Below are 20,471 nucleotides of genomic sequence, written 5' to 3'. Positions count from 1 at the left end.
CTTCGTTCGTCTTCGCCTCTTGGACGCAAAACCGATGCCGGCGGCAGAGACGCCGCCTTAGTTCGTCTTTGCGTCGACGATGCTGGAAGCCGATGCCGCTCGCCCGGCGGCGAGCTTAGTTCGTCTTCGCCTCTCGGACGCAAAACCGATGCCGGCGACAGGGACGCCGCCTTAGTTCGTTTTCGCGTCCGTCTCGTCCCCCGTCTCGACCGCATCAACACCCTCAGCGGCCTCGGCGGCCTCGGTGACCTTCTCGGTGTCGACGTGCCAGCGGTCGACGGCTTGCTCGAAGTCGGCGAGCTTGTTCGAGACGCGCATCTTCAGGTCGTCGTCGTTGACGTTGACCTCGAAAACGTACTCGGGGCGGTCGCCGTCACCGACGCGGCGGAGGTTCGCGCTGATGAGGTCGTTGTCGAAGTAGTACGGGGCGATCTGGGTCATCACGTTGCGGTAGACGGTGTCCTCGACCTTCCGCAGGGCCTTCCGGCTGGCGGAGTCAGCCGCGCGGGCGACATAGTCGACGGACTCGCTCCAGCGTTCCATCGCCTCGTCCGGTTCGTCGAGGTTCTCGTAGGACTCGCTGAGCTTCTCGCCAGCGGTCTGGAGGTCCTCGTCCGGCCCTTTACCGGCCTGTTCTCCCTTACCCTCGTCGACGCTCGCCTGATCGGCGGTCTTCTCGTTGACGTCCTCGTCCAGTCGCTCGTGGCTCTTGGGTCGCCACTCGTCGAACTCACTGAGGGCGTCCTCGTCGACGGCTTCGCCCGAAGCGATGTCTTTCAGCGCTTGTGTGATGCGCTCGCCGTGCTCGACGATGTCGACCCAGCCGCCTTTCGTCTTGAATCCTGAAACGCTCTCTTCGATGTCTGCCATGGTATAATAGATCGGTCTATGACAGCCGCGGGATCTGCTGCAGTGGGCTGTCCATCTGTACACAGCGGATTGCTGCTCAGTGGGGTTAAACGTTTCCGCCATGACGACAGACGTGATACTCTCCCGCCGTATTCCTCCCCAGTCCTCAATATCGAGACGAAGACGACGTATTTCTACTGCAGAGCCGCCTGCCTGTTGACCCTACTTCGCTCAGCACCGAACGGCCGTTTATAAGGATTGCACGCGAACGTACTTGTGATGACATCCGCACTATTCGTCGTAAGCGAGCACGGCTATTGGGGCGAGGAATGTATCGAGCCGCTGACAACTCTCACAGACGCCGGTCTAGATATCACGGTGGCGACACCGACCGGCGAGCCGCCGGTCCTTGACGAACGCTCCGTCGACCCAGAAGAAGTCGGCGAAGACCTCTCGGAGCACGTTCGAGAGGTCCACGAGACCGACGAGCGCCTGAACAACCCGATCCCACTGGCACAGGCCGACGCTGAGGACTACGACACCGTCGTATTCCCCGGCGGCCACGGCGCGGAGTGGGATGTCACGCAGGATGTCCACGCCCGTGAACTGCTGCGCGAGAGCGTCGCCGGCGACGACGGCAAGGCGCTCGTCGTCTGTCACACAGTCGGGATTCTGGCCTTCACCCGCAATAGGGACGGCGAGTTCCTCGCCGACGGCCGCTCGGTCACCGGTTTCCCGAACGCCTGGGAAGAAGGCATCGTCGACGAGAACGACCTGCTCCCCGACGGCCGGAAGCTCCCGTACTGGGTCGAAGACGAAGTGAAGGCCGTCGGTGCGGATTGGGACGCCGAACTCGATGCCGACACCAGCGTCACGGTCGACGGTGACCTCATCACGGCTCGTGGCCCGCCGTCGTCGGCTGCGGCCGCCCGGACGCTGCTGGACGAACTCGGTATCGAGACGTCGGCGTGATGATCGGACGCCCGCCGATCACCGCAACCCATCAATTCAGCTGAATTTCTCGGAAGCGAGTACGTCCGGCCTGGGTGCGTTTTCCCACGCAGTCGCCGTCCCGGAGAATACAGTGGCATACGCTATCGCACGATATAGTCAAATAACGACTGTGTACTAGCTAACCTTCTTGAAGCCCCCGTGCAACGTAGACATACGTATGACTAACAACTCCACACGCAGGCGGTTCCTCAAAACAGCAGGCGTTGCAGGTGTCGCAGCTCTCGCCGGTTGTGGCGGCGGCGACGGTGGCGATGGCGGCGACGGCGAGATGACTGAAGGCGACGGCGAAATGACCGAAGGAGAGATGACCGAAGGGGAGATGACTGAAGGCGAGACGGAGACCCGCCTCTCCTGGCACGCTGGCGGCACCGGTGGCACCTACTTCCCGCTCTCGAACGAGTTCAAGACGGTCGTAGAGGACAACACGGACTTCACGCTGAACGTCCAGTCGACCGGTGCGAGCGTCGAAAACGTTGGCAACCTCGCCAGCGGCGACGCCGACTTCGCGCTCATCCAGAACGACATCGCCTCGTTCGCGAAGAACGGCGAGGGGATCGATGCGTTCCAGGACAACGCCATCGAGAACCTCCGCGGCGTTGCGACCCTGTACCCGGAGACGATCACAGTCGTCACCCTCGCGGACACGGGTATCACACAGCTCTCTGACCTCGAAGGGGCGACGATCAACACCGGCGACCTCGGGAGCGGGACCCAGGTCAACGCGCTCCAGATTCTGGAGTCGGTTGGCGTCTCCGATTACACCGAGCAGAACGCCTCGTTCTCCCAGGCTGCCGACCAGCTCCGGAACGGCGACATCGACGCCGCGTTCGTCGTCGGCGGCTGGCCCGTCGGCGCTATCGAGGACCTCGCGAACACCAACGACCTCGTCATCGTCCCGATCTCCGGTGACAACCGCGAAGCGGCCAAGGAAGACGCCTCCTGGTTCGCTAACGACACTATCCCTGCCGGCACCTACACCGGCGTTGACGAGGCTGTCGAAACAATCGCCGTTCAAGCGATGATTGCGACGAACGCCGAACAGCCCGAAGGGACGGTCGAATCGGTTACTGCCGCTATCTTCGACAACGTCGACGACCTCTCTATCAAGACGGACTTCATCAGCAAGGACTCCGCACAGGACGGGATGTCCATCGAACTCCACCCCGGCGCAGCGGCATACTTCGACGCATAACGCTGTCGGCTGACGCTATCCGTATCGTTAACTAACCACCTTCTATTACTCATCAACTGGAATGAGACGACAATACGTCGCTATCGCGGTGTTCGTCGCCCTCCTCGTCATCGGGACAGTAGCAGCGCTCCCCGGTGGACGTGCATTGGTCGTTGAAGACGTCGAGACCGGTGAGCAGTATCTAACGGCTCCGGTCGAAGACGGCACGATCGTCGCGCTGGAATACATGCACAGTGTCGAAAAAACACGAGTCTACGACGAGTACACAGTCCGTGGCGACCATCTCGAGATGACCCGCATGGAGTTCGAGTCGTTCGGCTGGGGGCTCCCGAGTCGGGCCAACGTCACTTTGGAGGACGGGATGTATGTCTTCGACCCGCCGGGCAACTACACGCGTGTGACAGTCTCTCCCGGTGATGTTGCAGGACATAAACTTCACGTCGGAGCCGAAACCTACGACTTGGTAGCCCGCACCAACGGCCGCTCGGTCCACCTCTACGTGACCCAGCGCTCGGCGTTCGGTGCCGCGACAGACCAGCTCAACACATGACTGAAAACGCACAATCTGACGACGGCGGGGAGGCCGTATCGGACGAGGAAGTTGATGAAGTACTGCAGGAGATTGAGCGGAAACGCTCGCTCACAGGCTGGGCAGTTGTCCTCGTCGCGCTCATCGGCATCTCGTTTTCAGTGTTTCAGATGTGGATCGCGGCGAAAGGATTTGTCCTCTCGCTCTCGCTCCCCGGTGTCGGTGATGTCGTGTTCGCGTCACTGCAAGACCTCCAGATCCGTGCCGTTCACGTCGCCTTCGGCCTCATTTTGACATTCTTGATGTATCCTAGCAGCACCGGCGATGGCCCGCTTTCCCGGCGTTGCATTGTGCTCGGGTCGCTGGTGGATCAAAAACTCGGTGAGGAGCATCCGGTGTCTCGTGTCGTTCACGCTATCGGGAATGCTCTCGCCTGGGCGTTCCTCGACGCCGAGATGGACCGTGTGACGCCTTCGGATTTCGTTTTCATGATCCTGTCGACGCTGTCGGCCGCGTACTTCATCACTGACTTCGACGAGATCCGTCGAATGCGCGCACTGGGCCTTGAGAGCGGCCGTCCCATTCAGGAAGTGTTCACTTTCTTGGAGCCGATAGCGGGCCTGCTCGGACCACTCGCTGACACCTCCTACGCATTCGTACTGGGTGTGGTCGGCATCTTGCTTGTCCTTGAAGCAACCCGTCGGGCGATCAGCCTCTGGCTGATGTTTATCGTCGCCGCCTTCGTTGTCTACGCCCGTTTCGGTGTCCTCATCCCGCAGGACGCCGCCTACGTCGGCGTACTTTCCATCCCGGAACTGTCCTGGCCCTCTATCATCCAGAACCTCTGGTACAACACGGAAAACGGGGTGTTCGGGGTTCCGGTCAGCGTCTCCGTGCAGTTCATCTACATCTTCATCCTGTTTGGCGCGTTCCTCGAAATGTCCGGCGCGGGGCAGTGGTTCATTGACCTCGCGTACGGCGCGACGGGCACGCGGAAGGGTGGCCCGGCGAAGGCGTCCATCCTCGCCAGCGGATTTATGGGGACCATCTCCGGGTCCTCCATCGCGAACACGGTGACGACGGGCGCGTTCACGATTCCGCTGATGAAGCGGTCGGGCTACTCGCCTGAGTTCTCCGGCGGTGTCGAGGCATCTGCCTCCTCGGGCGGTCAGATTCTCCCACCGGTGATGGGGGCCGCTGCGTTCCTCATCGTCCAGTACACGGGGACGTCGTTCGCTGACGTCATCGTTGCCGCGACGATTCCCGCTATTGTGTTCTTCTTCGGCGTCTGGGTGATGGTCCACTTCGAGGCGGTCAAGGAGAACATCGGTGGTCTTGACCCCTCCGAACTGGTCGACATCCGCAGCCACTTCAAAAGCGGGTGGTTCTACCTCGTCCCGCTGGGCCTCCTGCTGTACTATCTCATCATCGAGCGACTGTCTGTCTCCCGCTCGGCGTGGTTTACGCTTATCGCAATCGGGGCGCTCATCGCACTTGTGGCGGCCTACAGCGACGAGACGCGTGCCCGACTCGGAGTTACATTTGCGACCCTCTTCGGGCTCACGACGCTCATGCAGTACTTCACTGGCGAAGGTCTCTTCGGATACCTGTTCAATCGGTTCGTACAGGCTACCACAGCGTTCCCGGCGCTGTTCGACCGTATTGATGGCCTTGTCGCCGCAGACCTGACAGCAGAGGGTGCGCTTGCACTGCCCGGCCCACAACCACTTGGCTCCGCGTTCTCGGCCGCAGTTGGCAACGTCGGCACGCTGATCATCCTCGCCGGCGTCCTCACCCTGATTACCCGTCCCCGGCTCGACTCACCGTTGCTGTCGTTCGACAGTGCCGTCGACGACACCGCCAAAACGACCGCTGACGCCGTTGGCCGGCCAGACCTGGCCTCGAACGGGCTGTACAGGCTCGGCGTTTTCGTCGGGAAATCTATGGAGAGCGGGGCCAGAACCGCGGTCCCGGTCGTCATCGCCGTCGCCGCCGCCGGCATCATTCCGGGCGTCATCAGCGTCTCCGGCCTCGGCCCGAACCTCGTCTCGCTTATCACGACCGTCGCCGGCGGCTCGCTGGTCCTGCTGTTGCTCGTCACCGCGTTCTCCTCGATCATCCTCGGAATGGGGATGCCGACGACGGTAACCTACATCATCCTCGTCTCACTGCTCGCGCCGGCGCTGACCGAGTTCGGCGTCCCACTGCTCGCGGCGCACCTGTTTATCCTCTACTTCGGCGTCATCGCCGACATCACGCCGCCGGTCGCAGTGGCTGCCTACGCCGCCTCCGGCGTCGCGAAGTCCGACGCCTTCGAGACTGGTATCGAGGCGTTCTCACTGTCGCTCAACAAGGCCATCGTGCCGTTCGCGTTCATCGTCACGCCGGGCATCATTCTGCTCCGGCGCAACCCTGACGCTGCCAGCCTCGACATTGGGGACAAATACCACGTCGTCGGAGTCGCGGACCTCCTCGATATCGGCTACGCAATTCCCGAGATCCTGATCCCCGTCATCGGCGTCTTCCTTGGCGTCGTCGCGCTGGCCGCGACGGTTATTGGGTTCGCGTACGCGCCGGTCTCCCGAAGCGAGCGCGCGGCGTTTGCGTTCAGTTCGCTACTCCTGATGGCTCCCGGTCTTGCGGTGTCCGGTGTGTACGACCTCCTCGGACTCGTCGGTATCGCCGGTGGTGAGGTGACGGTGCTGCTCGACGTTGTGCTCCGTGGTGTCGGCCTGGCTTTGTTCCTCTTCCTCATGGCCAAGAACCGCCAGCGCGGCGGTGACCCTGCGGTACGGTCAAGCACGGCTGAGCCGGCGTGAGTGAGAACCGTTTAATCCATCGGGGGTCAACGGGCACGATATGCCAATCGAGCAGCGCGGCGACGCCTCCGTCGTCACGCACGCGCTGGCGCGAGACGAACTGACACGCATACGAAACGTCGAGACTGAACAGGTCGCGTTCCGGAAGGGGCTGGTCCGCCTCGGCCGTATCTGTGGCTACGAGATCATCGACGGCCGGATGGAGACCGAATATACGGAAATCCAGACGCCGCTGACCACGACGATGGGCGAGCGCGTCAAAGGACTCGAAGACGTGGTCATCGTCAACGTCCTTCGCGCTGCGACGCCGTTTGTCGAGGGACTGCTCAAAGCGTTCCCCCGCGCCAGACAGGGCGTCATCTCCGCAAGCCGCGACGAGGACGCCGGGATGAACGACGACGGCGAGTTCCCGATCTCGGTCGAGTACGTCAAACTGCCCGAAATCACCGAGGACGACACCGTCATCATCGCGGACCCGATGCTTGCAACTGGGTCAACGATGGCCACGGTACTGGACTACATCACCTCAGAGAAGACAGAGCCGGAGAACCTGCTCGTCCTAGCCGCGGTTTCCGCACCCGAGGGGATCGTCCGCGTTTCGGAGGCGCAACCGGACGCTGACATCATCAGCGTCGCTATCGACGACGAACTCGATGATGACGGATTCATCGTTCCGGGGCTCGGCGACGCCGGTGACCGCGCCTTCCGGACGACGTAAGCCGTCCCGGCCCGCTCGACCTGTCGACGGAGAGAGGAAATATTTTTATATCCGGGCCGAATCAGCCGATGATGTCGCGATTTTCCATCCTTCCACAGCTACTGTACCCCCTTACTTCGCCTGGAAACCGAGGGACGGCAGCATATTTTCCGTCCAGTTGAAACGAGAACGACGGCCGTGAACCGCCCTGCGGGACTGGACGTGGTCCTGCTGGGCAGTGGCGGACCGGGAGGCTTTCCTGCTGACGGGACAGCAACCCAGTATGGTTCGACGCCGATACCGGGTCGCGGACACCGCCCAGCAACTCGTCGGCGGGTTCCTGCTCGCGGGACCGTTCGTCGTGACCGAGGAGGTGTGGGTGCTGGCCGAGAACATGTCCTGGTATCACGCGGTTCTCCTCGTGGGTATCGTGTTCGCTATCGGTTACGGGGCGCTGTACAAGGCTGACGCGGGCCGGGACGTGGACACCGAGGCGGAGGTGGCCGGTATCCCGATCCGGTTCGTCTCGCTGATGGGTGTCGCGTTCGGGTCGGTCGCCATCCTCGCGGTGGCGCTGACCGCCCCTGACACGTTCCTCGTCAACGGTGGCATTCTCCCGGACCCGACGCCGATGGCCGTCTTCCTGACGACACTGAAGGCCATCACTGTCGGTGCTATCTTCAGCGTCGTCGGGGCTGCGACGGCAGACAGCGTATTCTGACCGTGACCCGCACACTTAATTGGGTGCCACCCCCCTTGATGTGCATATGGAGTACACGCTGGCTATCGACAACGCGCCGGAGACTGTTCCGGGTGGCACAGGGATACTGCTCCTGCACCCGAGTACCGGCGAGACGGACCGACTGGACACGGATTTCCTTGCGACCGACACGGACTCGATGCTCGTCATCTCGACCCGGACCACTGCCCGGGAGGTCAAGCAGAAACTGGAGTACTACGAAGTCGACGAGTCGAAAGCGACCATCCTCGACACGCTGTCGGTCGAGCGCGGCTACACCCGTCGCCAGTCCGAAAGCGTCCGATACGTTTCCGCGCCCGACGACCTCTCCGGGATTGTCTCGGAGGCCGAGACGTTCCTGCAGGAACGCGACGGGAAACTCCGTGTGACCTTCGACTCGCTGACGGAACTCATCTACTACGCTGACGAGGACGGCGCGCTGTCGGCCGTCGAAGATATCCTCGACCTGCTGGACGAGTACGACGCCGTCGGGATGTTCCACCTCGCCGACGAGGTCCACGACGAGGAGACGGTCGCGGCGTTCCGGGAACTCTTCGACGGTGTCATCGAACTGTCTGAGGACGGAACCATCACCAGTACCTTCGAGGCGTAGCCCGACACACTCTGTCCGGAATCCACCGCCCCTTCGACCGATTTGTGGCAGCTGACCGACACTACTTCCCTAATCGAGTACACTGATGGCATTTCGCTCTTTCGAACGAAATGGCGTTTTCACCCGGTAGCGACGCCAACGCCCCGTATGCGAACTCTTACCAAACCAATAACAATTAAGAGGGTATAACCCACATACAGGGTTGTATGCCGGAATGCCAGAACTGCGGTAATTTTGTAACGGCTGACTACGCGCGTGTGTTCACGCCGAACGGGGTCGAAAAGCCCAGAGTCTGTCCGCAGTGCGAAGACAAGATTCGCGACGGGGCAGACGTCCGTGAGGCCCGGTCCACACGTCGCGGATAGAACCGGTCAGGAACTGCCGCCCTGTGACCTGACGGTTGCGGGGACGTTTTCCTCGCCGGCTACACTCGCTACCAACCGCTGTTTTCCCGGTATTCTCGTTTCATCTATACCAGCGCGTCCGTGAGGCGTGTGCGTGCCTCCTCGAACACCGCATCAGCACGGTCTGGGTCGCGGGCTTCGGCGGTAATCCGAACGAGCGGCTGTGTGCCGCTGGCCCGCAAGAGGAACCACGCGTCGCCGAGGTCGACACGGACGCCATCGAGTGTCGTCACGTCGTCGTAGGCATCGGTCACTGTCTCCCGAACGCGGTCCATCACCGCTTCCTTCTCGTCGGTTTCGACGCTGTCCCGGCGGATGGGGTACTCCGGTACGTCGGCGGCGCGGTCGCCTAGCGGGCGCTCGCTGTCCAGTGCCGCGGCGGTACAGGCCGCCAGCGGACCGTCCGGGCACAGCGTTCGCTCGGGCCAGATCCACGCACCGCTTGGTTCGCCGCCGAAGGCGACACCCTCGGCGCTTGCGGCCTCGGCGACGTACACGTCCCCGACCGGGGTGTACTCGACAGAGACGTCGATGTCGTTGAGGTAGTCTTCGACCGCGAGGCTCGTATCGACCGGGACGGCGACCCGCTCGCCCGGCGACGCCGCGGTACGGGCGAACACGGCCAGCAACACGTCGCCGGAGAGAAAGGTCCCGTCGGCCGCAACCGCCCGCATCCGGTCGGCGTCGCCGTCGTGGGCGATGCCGAGGTCGGCGTCGGACTCGGCCACCAGCGTCGAAAGCGACTCGCAGTGCTCGGCTTTCGGTTCCGAGGGGCGACCGGGGAACGCACCGTCGGGCTGGCCGTTGAGCGTCTCGACGGCACAGCCCAGCTCGGTGAGGGCGTCGACGCTGACCCGGCCCGCGCCGTTGCCGAGGTCCACGACGACGTGGCTGTCGAGGTTCGTCTCATCGACTTCCGTGACCAGCGCGTCGACGTGGCGCTGGCTGGCATCCCAGGATTCGATATCGCCGCCGTCGTCCCAGGCTGCTGGCTCGAACGCATCCTCGGCTAGTCGCTGCTCAATCGTCGCCCGCAGGTCTGAATCGAAGGCTTGTCCGCTGGGCTGCCAGAGCTTGATGCCGTTGTCTTCCGGGGGGTTGTGACTCGCCGTCACTGCGACGCCGGCGTCGGCGTCCTGCCACGTCACTGCTCGTCCAATGGTGGGCGTCGCCGCGCCGCCGAGGTCGACCACGTCGACGCCGCTCTCCCGGAGCCCGGCCACTAGCGCCGCCTGCAGGTACTCGCCGCTCGCTCGCGGGTCCCGGCCGACGACGACTCGCTCGCGGTCGATGCCAAGCGCCCGGCCCACCGAGAGCGCCAACTCGGCCGTGACCGTCTCACCGACGGGGCCCCGAATCCCGCTCGTTCCGAACTGTGTCATTACTGGTTTCTGGTCGGGCCGCCCCTAAAACCCATCTGGCATCGGACAGGTGTTGTGGGCCGATGGTTCCGACACCGCGCCGCTACCCCGTCGGCGACCACTCACAGGCCGTCCCGGTCGTCAGGTCTGCATCGTCGATGTGCGCTGACAGGCAGCCGTAGTTGCAGAACTGCGCCGTCGGTTTCCCGTCCGGCGTCTCGCTGAGGAAAACGGGCTCGTGGGCCTCTACCGGACAGCCGCAGTACGTGCACTCTGCCATACGGACGCTTGCGGCCGGGAGAACAAACGTTTTGTCCGCGTCTGTCGACCCACCGCACATGAAACAGGGTGGCTCCGACGCGGCGAAACAGGCAGCGGGTGAATCGGCGGCCGAAGCAGTCGAGGATGGTATGGTCGTCGGCCTCGGCACGGGGTCGACGGCGGCTCATGCTATCCGCGCTATCGGCCAGGCGGTCGACGCCGGACTCGATGTCGTCGGCGTCCCCACGTCGTTTCAGTCCCGTCAGCTGGCCCGGGACTGTGGCATCCCGCTGGCGGATCTAGACGATGTGTCGGTCGACCTCGCCATCGACGGGGCCGACGAAGTGGCTGGTGGCAATCTCATCAAAGGTGGCGGCGCGGCGCACGCCCGGGAGAAGATCGTCGACGCGAGTGCCGACCGCTTCCTCGTCGTCGCCGACCCGACGAAGGAGGCGGACGTGCTCTCACACCCTGTCCCCATCGAAGTGCTTTCGATGGCCCGCTCGACGGTCGCCGCATCAGTCGAGAGTCTGGGCGGCGATCCGGCACTCCGCCGTGCAGAGCGCAAGGACGGCCCCGTCGTCACCGACAACGGGAACCTCGTGCTCGACTGTAACTTCGGGCCTATCGACGACCCCGCCGCGCTCGCCAGCGATCTCGCCGCACTCCCCGGTGTCGTCGAGCACGGGTTGTTCGTCGACATGGCCGACGAAATCCACGTCGGCACTCCTGACGGCGTCACCGTTCGACCGCTGTCGGAATAGCTGTCGCTAGCCGGCTTGCGTCAAAAAAATATGCTGCCTGAAACGACCTTACAGGTCGCGCGGCTGGACCGTCTTCCGGTCGTTCTCGTCAGCTCGTCGGGCTGCGTCCTGAAGCAGCTCCTCGACTTCCTCGTCGAGTGCGTCGTAGAAGTCGGACGCTACGTTCATGTCGTTGAGCTCTTCCTTAACGGCGGCTTTGACGATTAGGTCTGCCATACAGACGAGGTATCGACGGGGGTTACTTATATACTTTCTCCAATTAGTTCGCTCTAGACCCTATTACCGGCAGTTTGAGGCATTATACGACACATAACCCCTTATAAATCGCCGATAGTGTCCGACTGAATCCATCAGAATACGTCCTTTGGCCTGCCCCAGACGGCTATTGTCGCGTTACGCCGGCCGAGCGTCGCTCACGCGCGCTCCGACAGGACCGACCCTGATTTGGGCACTACGCCTGTCCCGGACCGACGGATAGGAGTGGTCGTATCCCTGAATGAGTCCTATGCGCGATATACTCGATTCGGTTGCGGCGGGCGACCTCTCTCCGGCGGAGGCCGAGGCGGCGCTTGCGGGCTATGCGACCAGCGGGGCCGGTCGGTTCGACGCTGCTCGGGAGGACCGCGCCGGCGTTCCCGAAGCCGTCCTCGCGGACGGGAAGACCCCGGCGGAAGTAGCGGATCTGGCGGCGACAGCTATCGAAACGACAGACCGGGCTATCGTGACGCGGCTCGACACGTCCACTGCAACGGCCATTCGGGAGCAACTGGACGAGACCGCCCCGGATGCGACAGTTCGCTGGGACGACCGCTCGAACTGGCTGGTGGCGACGACACCCGCGTTCGAACGTCCGTCGCTGGACGCGTCAGTGGGTATCGTCACCGCCGGGACATCCGACGCCGTCCCAGCCGGTGAGGCCGCGCTCATCGTCGAGGAGATGGGCGCGACCGTGACCCGTATCGACGACGTTGGCGTTGCGAGCCTCGCCCGGACGATAGACGCGGTCGATGGCTTCCGAGACCAGGATGTACTCATCGTCGCAGCGGGTCGCGAAGGGGCGCTCCCGACGGTCGTCGCCGGTCTCGTGGACGTGCCAGTCATCGGTCTGCCCGTCTCGACCGGCTACGGCCACGGCGGCGAGGGCGAAGCGGCCCTTTCGGGGCTGCTCCAGTCCTGCACTGCCCTCTCCGTCGTGAACATCGACGCCGGCTTCACTGCCGGAACGCAGGCCGGCCTAATCGCCAGACAGCTCGACAATGCACGGTCGTAGGAACTCTCCCGAACCGCAGCCATACCCAAGTATTTGGGTAAAGAGCTATGGGAACAACGCGCGTACGCGTATACGTCGGCGGTGGTGTCGCCGACGAACACGATGCCTGAATGTGATCATTGCGGCGCGCACGTCTCAGACCAGTTCGCCCGAGTGTTCGCGGATGAACGTGGACACATCCGGGCGTGTCCCAACTGCTCGGCAAACGCTGGCATTGCCGAGGTATCGAGAGAGCGCGCCCAACAAGTGTGAGGCCCACTGGGCCACCAGCATCGTGCGATGACTACCGCGCGGAGCCCTTACCACGTGTACGTCCTCCGTTGTAGCGACAACACGTTTTACACTGGCTACACGACCGATGTGGAACGCCGCGTCCGCGAGCACGACGCCGGCGACGGCGCGAAGTACACGCGCGGCCGAACCCCGGTCGAACTCATCCACGTCGAGTCATTCGATTCACAGTCCGACGCGATGAGCCGTGAGTACGAGATCAAGCAGTACTCCAGAGCGGAGAAGGAACGGCTCGTCGAATCTAGCGACGCCGAAGCGGAGTTCGATATCTGAACTGCTGCTTGCCGCTCGCCGTTGATGCCGGCAACATGACAGCTTGCCGATGAGGCGTGACTTTTTGTCTGGGGGCCGAGAACCGCGAGATATGGACAACGACGCGGATGTCGACGCAAGTGCAATCGCCTTCGGGACGGACGGCTGGCGGGCAACGCTGGACGTGTTCACGAAGCCGCGGGTCCGGATGGTCGGCCAGGCCGTCGCCACGACGCTCGCCGAGCGCGGGGCGACCGGGACCGTCGCTATCGGGTACGACGCCCGCGAGACATCGCCCGGGTTCGCCGACGAACTCGCACACGTCCTGCGCGTGAACGGGTTCGACGTACTCTTGCCGGACCGGGACACGCCAACACCGATCCTCGCCTGGACAGTAAAAGACCGCGGGCTGGCTGGCGCGCTCCAGATCACAGCCAGCCATAATCCGCCGGAGTACAACGGTGTGAAGTTCATCCCTGGCGACGGGTCGCCGGCGCTGCCCGACTGGACGGCCGCCTTCGAGGAGAACCTCGCCGTCCTCGACCCGCTGCCCGAAGACGAGTGGGGCGACCGGATGGAGGACGACCTCATCAGCCCGTTCCACGACCACGCGCTGGATTTCGTCGACACCGACCTCGATGGCCTGCCGGTCGCCTACGACGCGCTGTACGGCAGCGGCCGCGGCGTCACCGACGCCCTGCTCGAAGCAGCCGGAGCCGAGGTGACCCGCCTCAACTGCGTACAGGACCCCGAGTTCGGGGGCGGGTCGCCCGAGCCGTCGGCGGAGAACGCTGAGGGGCTCGTCGGCGAAGTCAGCGAGGGCGATGCCGCACTCGGGATTATCAACGACGGTGACGCCGACCGTATCGGCGTCGTCACGCCCGACCGCGGCTATCTGGACCCCAATCTGTTCTTTGCCGCGATGTACGACTTCCTGCTGGAGGACGAGGCGGGCGATGTCGTTCGGACAGTCTCGACCTCTAGCATCGTCGACCGGGTCGCCGAGGCTCACGGCCGGGATGTCCACGAGGTCGCCGTCGGCTTCAAGTGGGTCGCCGAGGCGATGGCCGAGCACGACGCGCTGTTCGGTGGCGAGGAATCGGGCGGGTTCGGCCTGCCGGACCACCTGCGGAACAAGGACGGCGTGCTGGTGGCGCTGGTCGCCGCCGCTGCCGAGCGCGAGGAACCGCTTGACGCTCGTGTCGACCGACTGCTGGACGAACACGGCGAAATCCATCAGGACCGGATCAGCGTCGACTGTCCGGACGACCGAAAGGAGCCGGTCCTCGACGATCTCGAAACCGCACTGCCAGACGCGCTGGCGGGGGTCGCCGTCGACGGTATCAACACGGTCGACGGGTTCAAAATCCGACTCGAAGACGGGACGTGGGTGCTGGTCCGCCCCTCGGGCACGGAGCCGAAGCTCCGCGTCTACGCCGAAGCGTCGAGTGCGGAACGCGTCGAGGAACTACTGGAAGCGGGTCGGGATCTGGTCGAACCGCTGGTCTGACCTCACTTGGTTGCGCTGACGACGTACGTGCCAGCCACGCGGTCACCGAGGCGCTGTGCGTCGTCGCTCACGAACATGACGGCCGCTTCGACGAGGAGCCAACCGGCCATGAGAACGAGCGCGAAAATGAACCCGAACCCGCCGAGAATACCACCGAGCAGGAGCATGATCGGGAACGGGGCGAGCAGCACTGCCGTTCGGAGCAGGCGGTCCCGTTGGGACGGCGGCGTGCCGTTCTCGTCGACGACTGCGACGTTCTGTGACCGTTTCCCGACCGTCTCGTTGGTCTCGGCGTAGTAGCCGAAGTAGTAGACGAGCATCGCACCGATGGCGAGCCACAGGACGAAATTGATGACGATCCCCAGGAGCCCCGCAGCCAGCATTGATCCACCGCCCATTGCACCCGGATCCCCGGGCGAGGTGGCGGCCATCGCGCCGACCGAGAGAACCGTGTTGAGAACGAACGTGACAAGCCACAGGCCGAACGCAACGGCGCTCAGGATGGCGAAATCGATGAGGTATGCGACGACCCGGTCGCCCCTCGCTTCGACTGCGTCTTCAGCGACAGTTGCTGCCATTGTCTTAAAATCGTTCTCGAAACCATCTAAAAAATGTTACGACGCTATGAGAACAGTTCCGGTCTCTCTGCGGAGTTGCCATTCCTACTCACGCTCGCCACGATAGCGGCCTGGGTCGTCCAGTGGCTTGGTGTCGAATCCAAGCCCCTCGTAGAACGGCCGCACGTCCGCGTCAAACTCCGCGGTGAGTTGGTCCCGACGGTCGAGTGCCGCCTCGACGAGCGCTGTCCCGATGCCCTGGCCGCGGCGACGCCGACGGACAGCGACGGCCTCGATGTGGGTCCCGTCGAGTACGAGTGCACCGAGAACGCGCCCACCCGTCTCGTTGTCACCGGACATTGCGACGAGCGTGCTACCGTCTTCAGCACCCGCTCGCACGATTTCTACGGCTATCGAGAGGACCGCCCCGTCGAGGACGTTCATTACGGCAGGTACTTCGTTGGCCTTCGCTGTACGGACGTGCATGGCTGTGTTAGAGGGGGCTGCTCGGCGGTTCAGCCGCCTTTGATGAGCCTGACGACCCGAACGTGGTCGTGCTCGACGGGCTGGTCTGTCGGCACGTGCTCGCCGTCGACGAGGACTGACACCTCGTGGGGACTCAGGTCGACCGGTGCGAGCAGGTCGCCGTAGGTCGCGTCCGCCTCCACCTCCAGTCCGTGGGTGTCTTCGCCAGCAATCTCGACGGTGACGTGCATGCCCGGCCGTACTCCGCCGACGCACCTGAGACTGTCGACTCTCGCGGGGTTTAAGACCGGCCCACGCCTCCCATCGTCCATGAGTGAGGCCGAGTCCGAGTCGCGGGCGGGACGCGAGGAGGTCTGGATCGAGAAGTACCGCCCGCAGACGCTCGACGACGTGATGGGCCACGAGAACATCGTCGGGCGGCTCAAGAGCTACGTCTCGCGCAACGACCTAAGTCACATGCTGTTTTCCGGGCCGGCGGGGACGGGGAAGACGACGTGTGCGACGGCTATCGCCCGCGAACTGTACGGCGACGACTGGCGCGAACACTTCCTCGAACTGAACGCCTCCGACGAACGCGGTATCGACGTGGTCCGGGACCGCATCAAGAACTTCGCCCGGACGAGCTTCGGCGGCGTCGAGTACCGTATCATCTTCCTCGACGAGGCCGATGCCCTGACAAGCGACGCCCAGTCAGCGCTGCGCCGGACAATGGAGCAGTTCTCGAACAACGTCCGCTTTATTCTCTCGTGTAACTACTCCAGCCAGATCATCGATCCGATTCAGTCCCGCTGTGCGGTCTTCCGGTTCTCACCGCTGGCAGACGACGCCGTTGCCGAGGAAATCAGAAACATCGCCGCCGAAGAGGACATCGAACTGACCGAAGACGGACTCGACGCACTCGTTTACGCCGCCGACGGGGACATGCGGAAAGCCATCAACGGCCTGCAAGCCGCATCGGTCAGCGGCGACACGGTCGACGAGTCAGCGGTGTATGCGATCACTTCGACGGCCCGCCCGGAAGAGATTCGGACGATGGTTCAGTCGGCGCTGGACGGCGACTTCACCGCCTCGCGGGCGACCCTCGATAGACTGCTGACTGAGGAAGGCATCGCTGGCGGTGACATCATCGACCAACTGCACCGCTCAATCTGGGAATTCGATATCGGCGACGATGCGGCCGTCCGGGTACTCGAACGCATCGGCGAAACCGATTATCGGATCACCCGCGGCGCGAACGAGCGCGTCCAACTGGAAGCGATGCTGGCCTCGCTCGCACAGGACGAGTAAGGCTCTCATACCACGCCGCCTCAATTTTTCACGCCTGATAACTGGCAGGTGAGGTTTATGATGAAAGCGTTCTAAGAATATCAACAACTGAAATGCAACGTTTACGACCATCTACGGAGGGGACGGGCGAGGACCGCGGACAGGTCGGGATCGGGACACTCATCGTGTTTATCGCGATGGTGCTGGTCGCGGCAATCGCAGCGGGCGTGCTCATCAACACTGCGGGGTTCCTGCAGAGTTCCGCGCAGGCGACGGGCCAGCAGTCCAGCGATTCGACGACGAACCGAATTCAGGTCGTCAGCATGACCGGTGACCATTTCACGGGCAACAGCGAGGTCGGCGTAGTGAATGTCACGGTCAAGCGAGCACCGGGTGCCGGAAACGTGGACTTGGGTAAGACGACTGTCCAATGGATCGGCCCGAGCGGATCGTACTATCAGCTCGCGGTTGGCGGCGCCGACGGTAACCCCGATGGCCGGTTCGTTGTCTCGACCGTCCAAGACAAAGATGACTCTCAGCCGGTGTTAAACAGCGTTGAAGACCGACTCACCATCTCTCTTGACCTCGGTGAGAGTCGGGAGGTCACTGGTGCCACCACGTTCGGCAAACCCCTGCCAGAAGGCGAAACTGCCACGCTACGAATCTCCTCGCCAGCGGGCGCGATGACTACCGAAGAAGTCGTTGTGCCGAAGACCATCTCTGGGGAATCCTCAGTCATGCTCTGACCGTCGGGGATACCGCCGGCCCCTTCGGAACAGTTTTAGGCGAACGTGGGCCAACTGAACACCAATGAGCGACCTCGACGAGGCCTACCAACTCGACTACTTCGAAGAGGAAGGCTTCCACAGACAGGAGTGTGTCTCCTGTGGCGACATGTTCTGGTCCCGCGTTGAGCGCGAGACCTGCGGCGAACCGCCGTGTGCGGAGTACGACTTCATCGACAACCCCGGCTTCGACGAGTCCCACTCGCTGACGGAGATGCGTGAGGCGTTCCTCTCCTTTTTCGAGGAGCGCGACCACGACCGCATCGATCCGTATCCGGTCGCAGCGAACCGCTGGCGCGACGACGTGCTGTTGACCCAGGCGTCGATTTATGACTTCCAACCGTTGGTCACCTCGGGGACGACGCCGCCGCCGGCGAACCCGCTGTGTATTAGCCAGCCCTGCATCCGGATGCAGGACATCGATAACGTCGGGAAGACTGGTCGGCACACGATGGCCTTCGAGATGATGGCCCACCACGCGTTCAACGCGCGTGAGGACATCGAAGACCCCGAGCAGTACGCCTACGAGGGCGAGGTGTACTGGAAGAACGAGACGGTCCAGTACTGTGACGAACTGTTCGAGGAGATGGGGGCGAACTTGGACGAGATCGTCTACATCGAGGACCCGTGGGTGGGCGGCGGCAACGCCGGCCCGGCCATCGAGGTCATCTACCGGGGAGCCGAACTCGCGACGCTCGTGTTCATGTCGATGGAGCAGGACCCCGACGGCGAGTACGAAATGAAAGACGGCAACCGGTACTCGCCGATGGACACCTACATCGTCGACACCGGCTACGGGCTGGAACGCTGGACCTGGATGAGCCAGGGGACGCCGACGGTGTACGAGGCTGTCTACCCCGACATGATCGCCTTCCTCAAGGACAACGCCGGCATCGAGCTCACCGACGAGGAGGAACGAATCGTCCACGAGGCCGCGAAACTGGCCGGCCGGATGGACATCGACGAGGCCGAAGACATCGAGGCCGAACGCGACACCATCGCCGCCGAGGTCGGCGTCGAGGTCGAGGAGATGCGGGACCTGATGGCACCACTGGAGGACATCTACGCCATCGCTGATCACTGCCGGACGCTCGCGTACATGCTCGGCGATGGTATCGTCCCGTCGAACGTCGGGACGGGCTATCTGGCCCGGATGGTGCTGCGCCGAACGAAGCGGCTGGTCGACGGTGTCGGCGTCGACGCGCCGCTCGACGAACTCGTCGATATGCAGGCCGAGCGCCTCGACTACGAGAACCGCGACACCATCCGCGACATCGTCCGCACCGAGGTCGAGAAGTACCGCGAGACGCTGGACCGGGGTGGCCGGCGCGTCCGTCAGCTGGCCGACGAGTACGCCGAGAAGGGCGAGCCGATCCCGACCGCAGAACTGGTCGAGCTGTACGACTCCCACGGCATCCAGCCGGACATGGTCGAGGAGATCGCCGCCGAGAAAGGCGTCGCGGTCGACGTACCCGACGACTTCTACGCGGTCGTCGCCCAGCGCCACGGCGGCGACGACACCGCCACCGAGGAGTCACAGACGCCCTACGAGGACCGGCTCGACGAACTGCCCGAGACCGACCGGCTCTACTACGAGGACCAGCAGCGGACCGAGTTCGAGGCCGTCGTTCTCGAGGTCTTCGACCGCGATGAGGACACCTACGACGTGGTGCTCGACCAGACGATGTTCTACCCCGAAGGTGGTGGCCAGCCGCCGGACGAGGGGACGCTGTCGACCGACGACGTCTCCGCCGAGGTGACCGACGTCCAGCAGTACGGTGACGTTATCGTCCACACCTGCGACGACGACCCCGGCAAGGGCGAGTTCGTCCGCGGGCAGGTCGACGCGACCCGTCGCCAACGCCTGATGCAACACCACACGGCGACCCACATCGTCATCCACAGCGCCCGGCAGGTGCTCGGCGAGCACGTCAGACAGGCCGGTGCCCAGAAGGGCACCGACTCTGCCCGCATCGACATCCGCCACTACGAGTCGGTGAGTCGCGAGGAAGTCAAGGAGATTGAACGCCTCGCAAACGACATCATTCAGGACAACATCACCGTCTCTCAAGAGTGGCCCGACCGCAACGAGGCTGAGGAACGGTACGGTTTCGACCTCTATCAGGGCGGGATTCCGGCCGGTGAGCAGATCCGGCTCATCACCGTTGGCGATGACGTGCAGGCCTGCGGTGGTACCCACGTCGCCCGAACCGGTGACATCGGGGCTATCAAGCTCCTGAACACCGAGCGGATTCAGGACGGCGTCATCCGGCTGACGTTCGCGGCGGGCAACGCCGCCATCGAGGCCACCCAGCGCACCGAGGACGCGCTCACCGAGGCCGCGGATATCCTCGATGTCGCGCCCGATGCCGTCCCGGAGACTGCCGAGCGATTCTTCGACGAGTGGAAGGCCCGCGGCAAGGAGATCGAACAGCTCAAAGAGCAACTCGCCGAGGCTCGTGCCAGCGGCGGCGGTGATAACGAGGAAGTCGAGGTCGGTGAGGCGACCGCCGTCGTCGGGCGTATCGACGCCGACATGGACGAACTCCGCGCACAGGCGAACGCGATCGTCGAGCAAGGCAACATCGCGGTGCTTGGCTCAGGGCTGGACGGCGCGCAGTTCGTCGTCTCTGTGCCCGACGGTGTCGACGTCGACGCCGGTGAAGTCGTCGGCGAACTGGCCCGTCGCGTCGGCGGCGGCGGTGGCGGCCCGCCGGACTTCGCACAGGGCGGCGGCCCCGACGCGGACGCGCTGGACGACGCATTGGACGACGCGCCGGAGATCCTCCGAACTGTCGCAAACGCCTGAACC

23 protein-coding genes are annotated in these 20,471 nt (G+C 63.6%); 16 read left to right on the top strand and 7 right to left on the bottom strand.

Features of this window, described 5'->3' with window-relative positions; genetic code table 11:
* Positions 1-171 precede the first annotated feature (171 nt).
* Positions 172-870: a DUF5828 family protein gene (locus tag IEY38_RS04165; RefSeq protein WP_188975560.1), complete on the bottom strand. Its 699-nt coding sequence runs from the start codon at positions 868-870 to the stop codon at positions 172-174.
* 258 nt (positions 871-1,128) lie between these two features.
* Here IEY38_RS04165 and IEY38_RS04160 point away from each other — a divergent pair, with 258 nt between their 5' ends.
* The 8 genes from IEY38_RS04160 (at position 1,129) to IEY38_RS21920 (ending at position 8,817) form a co-directional block, all read left to right on the top strand.
* Positions 1,129-1,821 (top strand): type 1 glutamine amidotransferase domain-containing protein, encoded by a 693-nt coding sequence (locus IEY38_RS04160; protein WP_188975559.1) that lies wholly within the window; start codon positions 1,129-1,131, stop codon positions 1,819-1,821.
* Between the two features lie 199 nt (positions 1,822-2,020).
* On the top strand, positions 2,021-3,055 hold the full coding sequence (locus IEY38_RS04155) for a TAXI family TRAP transporter solute-binding subunit (protein WP_188975557.1): 1,035 nt from the start codon (positions 2,021-2,023) through the stop codon (positions 3,053-3,055).
* Positions 3,056-3,116: 61 nt separating this feature from the next.
* Positions 3,117-3,605: a DUF1850 domain-containing protein gene (locus tag IEY38_RS04150; protein ID WP_188975555.1), complete on the top strand. Its 489-nt coding sequence runs from the start codon at positions 3,117-3,119 to the stop codon at positions 3,603-3,605.
* Entirely contained in the window at positions 3,602-6,403 is a 2,802-nt protein-coding gene (locus IEY38_RS04145) for a TRAP transporter permease (RefSeq protein WP_188975553.1), read from the top strand. Before IEY38_RS04150 ends, IEY38_RS04145 begins: the two co-directional genes overlap by 4 nt.
* 40 nt (positions 6,404-6,443) lie before the next feature.
* The gene (gene upp / locus IEY38_RS04140) at positions 6,444-7,121 is read left to right on the top strand and encodes a uracil phosphoribosyltransferase (protein ID WP_188975551.1); all 678 of its coding nucleotides are present in this window, start codon (positions 6,444-6,446) and stop codon (positions 7,119-7,121) included.
* A 262-nt stretch (positions 7,122-7,383) separates the two neighbouring features.
* The gene (locus IEY38_RS04135) at positions 7,384-7,821 is read left to right on the top strand and encodes a DUF2391 family protein (protein WP_188975549.1); all 438 of its coding nucleotides are present in this window, start codon (positions 7,384-7,386) and stop codon (positions 7,819-7,821) included.
* A gap of 46 nt (positions 7,822-7,867) precedes the next feature.
* Positions 7,868-8,452 carry a DUF7090 family protein gene (locus tag IEY38_RS04130; RefSeq protein ID WP_188975548.1) on the top strand — a complete coding sequence of 195 codons (585 nt, stop codon included), beginning with the start codon at positions 7,868-7,870 and terminating at the stop codon, positions 8,450-8,452.
* Positions 8,453-8,658: 206 nt separating this feature from the next.
* A complete protein-coding gene (locus IEY38_RS21920) occupies positions 8,659-8,817 on the top strand; it encodes a DUF7563 family protein (RefSeq protein WP_044952319.1) in 159 nt (52 codons plus the stop codon).
* A 104-nt stretch (positions 8,818-8,921) separates the two neighbouring features.
* Here IEY38_RS21920 and glmM read toward each other — a convergent pair whose 3' ends face one another.
* Together glmM and IEY38_RS04120 are read right to left on the bottom strand one after the other, a co-directional pair.
* Positions 8,922-10,238, bottom strand: coding sequence for a phosphoglucosamine mutase (glmM, locus tag IEY38_RS04125; protein ID WP_188975546.1), 1,317 nt, complete (start codon positions 10,236-10,238; stop codon positions 8,922-8,924).
* An 82-nt stretch (positions 10,239-10,320) separates the two neighbouring features.
* Complete coding sequence (locus IEY38_RS04120) at positions 10,321-10,497, bottom strand: hypothetical protein (protein ID WP_229727287.1); 177 nt, start codon at positions 10,495-10,497, stop codon at positions 10,321-10,323.
* Between the two features lie 58 nt (positions 10,498-10,555).
* On the opposite strand from IEY38_RS04120, the gene rpiA reads away from it, so the two are divergent.
* Positions 10,556-11,242, top strand: coding sequence for a ribose-5-phosphate isomerase RpiA (rpiA, locus tag IEY38_RS04115; RefSeq protein WP_188975544.1), 687 nt, complete (start codon positions 10,556-10,558; stop codon positions 11,240-11,242).
* Positions 11,243-11,290: 48 nt separating this feature from the next.
* Here the strand turns inward: rpiA and IEY38_RS04110 are convergent, their stop codons facing one another.
* On the bottom strand, positions 11,291-11,458 hold the full coding sequence (locus IEY38_RS04110; protein ID WP_004517708.1) for a hypothetical protein: 168 nt from the start codon (positions 11,456-11,458) through the stop codon (positions 11,291-11,293).
* A gap of 289 nt (positions 11,459-11,747) precedes the next feature.
* On the opposite strand from IEY38_RS04110, the gene larB reads away from it, so the two are divergent.
* From larB to IEY38_RS04095, 4 genes are all read left to right on the top strand, one after another.
* Positions 11,748-12,512, top strand: coding sequence for a nickel pincer cofactor biosynthesis protein LarB (gene larB, locus IEY38_RS04105; RefSeq protein WP_188975542.1), 765 nt, complete (start codon positions 11,748-11,750; stop codon positions 12,510-12,512).
* A gap of 102 nt (positions 12,513-12,614) precedes the next feature.
* Positions 12,615-12,764, top strand: coding sequence for a DUF7563 family protein (locus tag IEY38_RS21915; RefSeq protein WP_420182198.1), 150 nt, complete (start codon positions 12,615-12,617; stop codon positions 12,762-12,764).
* Positions 12,765-12,791: 27 nt separating this feature from the next.
* Complete coding sequence (locus tag IEY38_RS04100; protein WP_188975540.1) at positions 12,792-13,076, top strand: GIY-YIG nuclease family protein; 285 nt, start codon at positions 12,792-12,794, stop codon at positions 13,074-13,076.
* Between the two features lie 91 nt (positions 13,077-13,167).
* Positions 13,168-14,565, top strand: a complete 1,398-nt coding sequence (locus IEY38_RS04095; protein ID WP_188975538.1) for a phosphohexomutase domain-containing protein — start codon at positions 13,168-13,170, stop codon at positions 14,563-14,565.
* A gap of 2 nt (positions 14,566-14,567) precedes the next feature.
* On the opposite strand, the gene IEY38_RS04090 is transcribed toward IEY38_RS04095, so the two are convergent.
* From IEY38_RS04090 to samp2, 3 genes are all read right to left on the bottom strand, one after another.
* Complete coding sequence (locus IEY38_RS04090) at positions 14,568-15,143, bottom strand: RDD family protein (protein WP_188975536.1); 576 nt, start codon at positions 15,141-15,143, stop codon at positions 14,568-14,570.
* Positions 15,144-15,227: 84 nt separating this feature from the next.
* Positions 15,228-15,608, bottom strand: a complete 381-nt coding sequence (locus IEY38_RS04085; RefSeq protein WP_188975534.1) for a GNAT family N-acetyltransferase — start codon at positions 15,606-15,608, stop codon at positions 15,228-15,230.
* 29 nt (positions 15,609-15,637) lie between these two features.
* On the bottom strand, positions 15,638-15,838 hold the full coding sequence (gene samp2 / locus IEY38_RS04080) for a ubiquitin-like small modifier protein SAMP2 (RefSeq protein WP_188975532.1): 201 nt from the start codon (positions 15,836-15,838) through the stop codon (positions 15,638-15,640).
* A gap of 79 nt (positions 15,839-15,917) precedes the next feature.
* On the opposite strand from samp2, the gene IEY38_RS04075 reads away from it, so the two are divergent.
* From IEY38_RS04075 to alaS, 3 genes are all read left to right on the top strand, one after another.
* On the top strand, positions 15,918-16,895 hold the full coding sequence (locus IEY38_RS04075) for a replication factor C small subunit (protein WP_005536969.1): 978 nt from the start codon (positions 15,918-15,920) through the stop codon (positions 16,893-16,895).
* 92 nt (positions 16,896-16,987) lie between these two features.
* Positions 16,988-17,620 (top strand): archaellin/type IV pilin N-terminal domain-containing protein, encoded by a 633-nt coding sequence (locus IEY38_RS04070; protein ID WP_188975530.1) that lies wholly within the window; start codon positions 16,988-16,990, stop codon positions 17,618-17,620.
* 64 nt (positions 17,621-17,684) lie between these two features.
* On the top strand, positions 17,685-20,468 hold the full coding sequence (alaS, locus tag IEY38_RS04065; protein WP_188975528.1) for an alanine--tRNA ligase: 2,784 nt from the start codon (positions 17,685-17,687) through the stop codon (positions 20,466-20,468).
* The last annotated feature ends 3 nt before the right edge of the window (positions 20,469-20,471 follow it).

This window comes from Haloarcula sebkhae, from assembly GCF_014647415.1.
GTDB classification, from domain to species: Archaea; Halobacteriota; Halobacteria; order Halobacteriales; family Haloarculaceae; genus Haloarcula; species Haloarcula sebkhae.
Note: the sequence above shows the minus strand (reverse complement) of the source record. Positions and strands in the feature narration are given on the sequence as shown.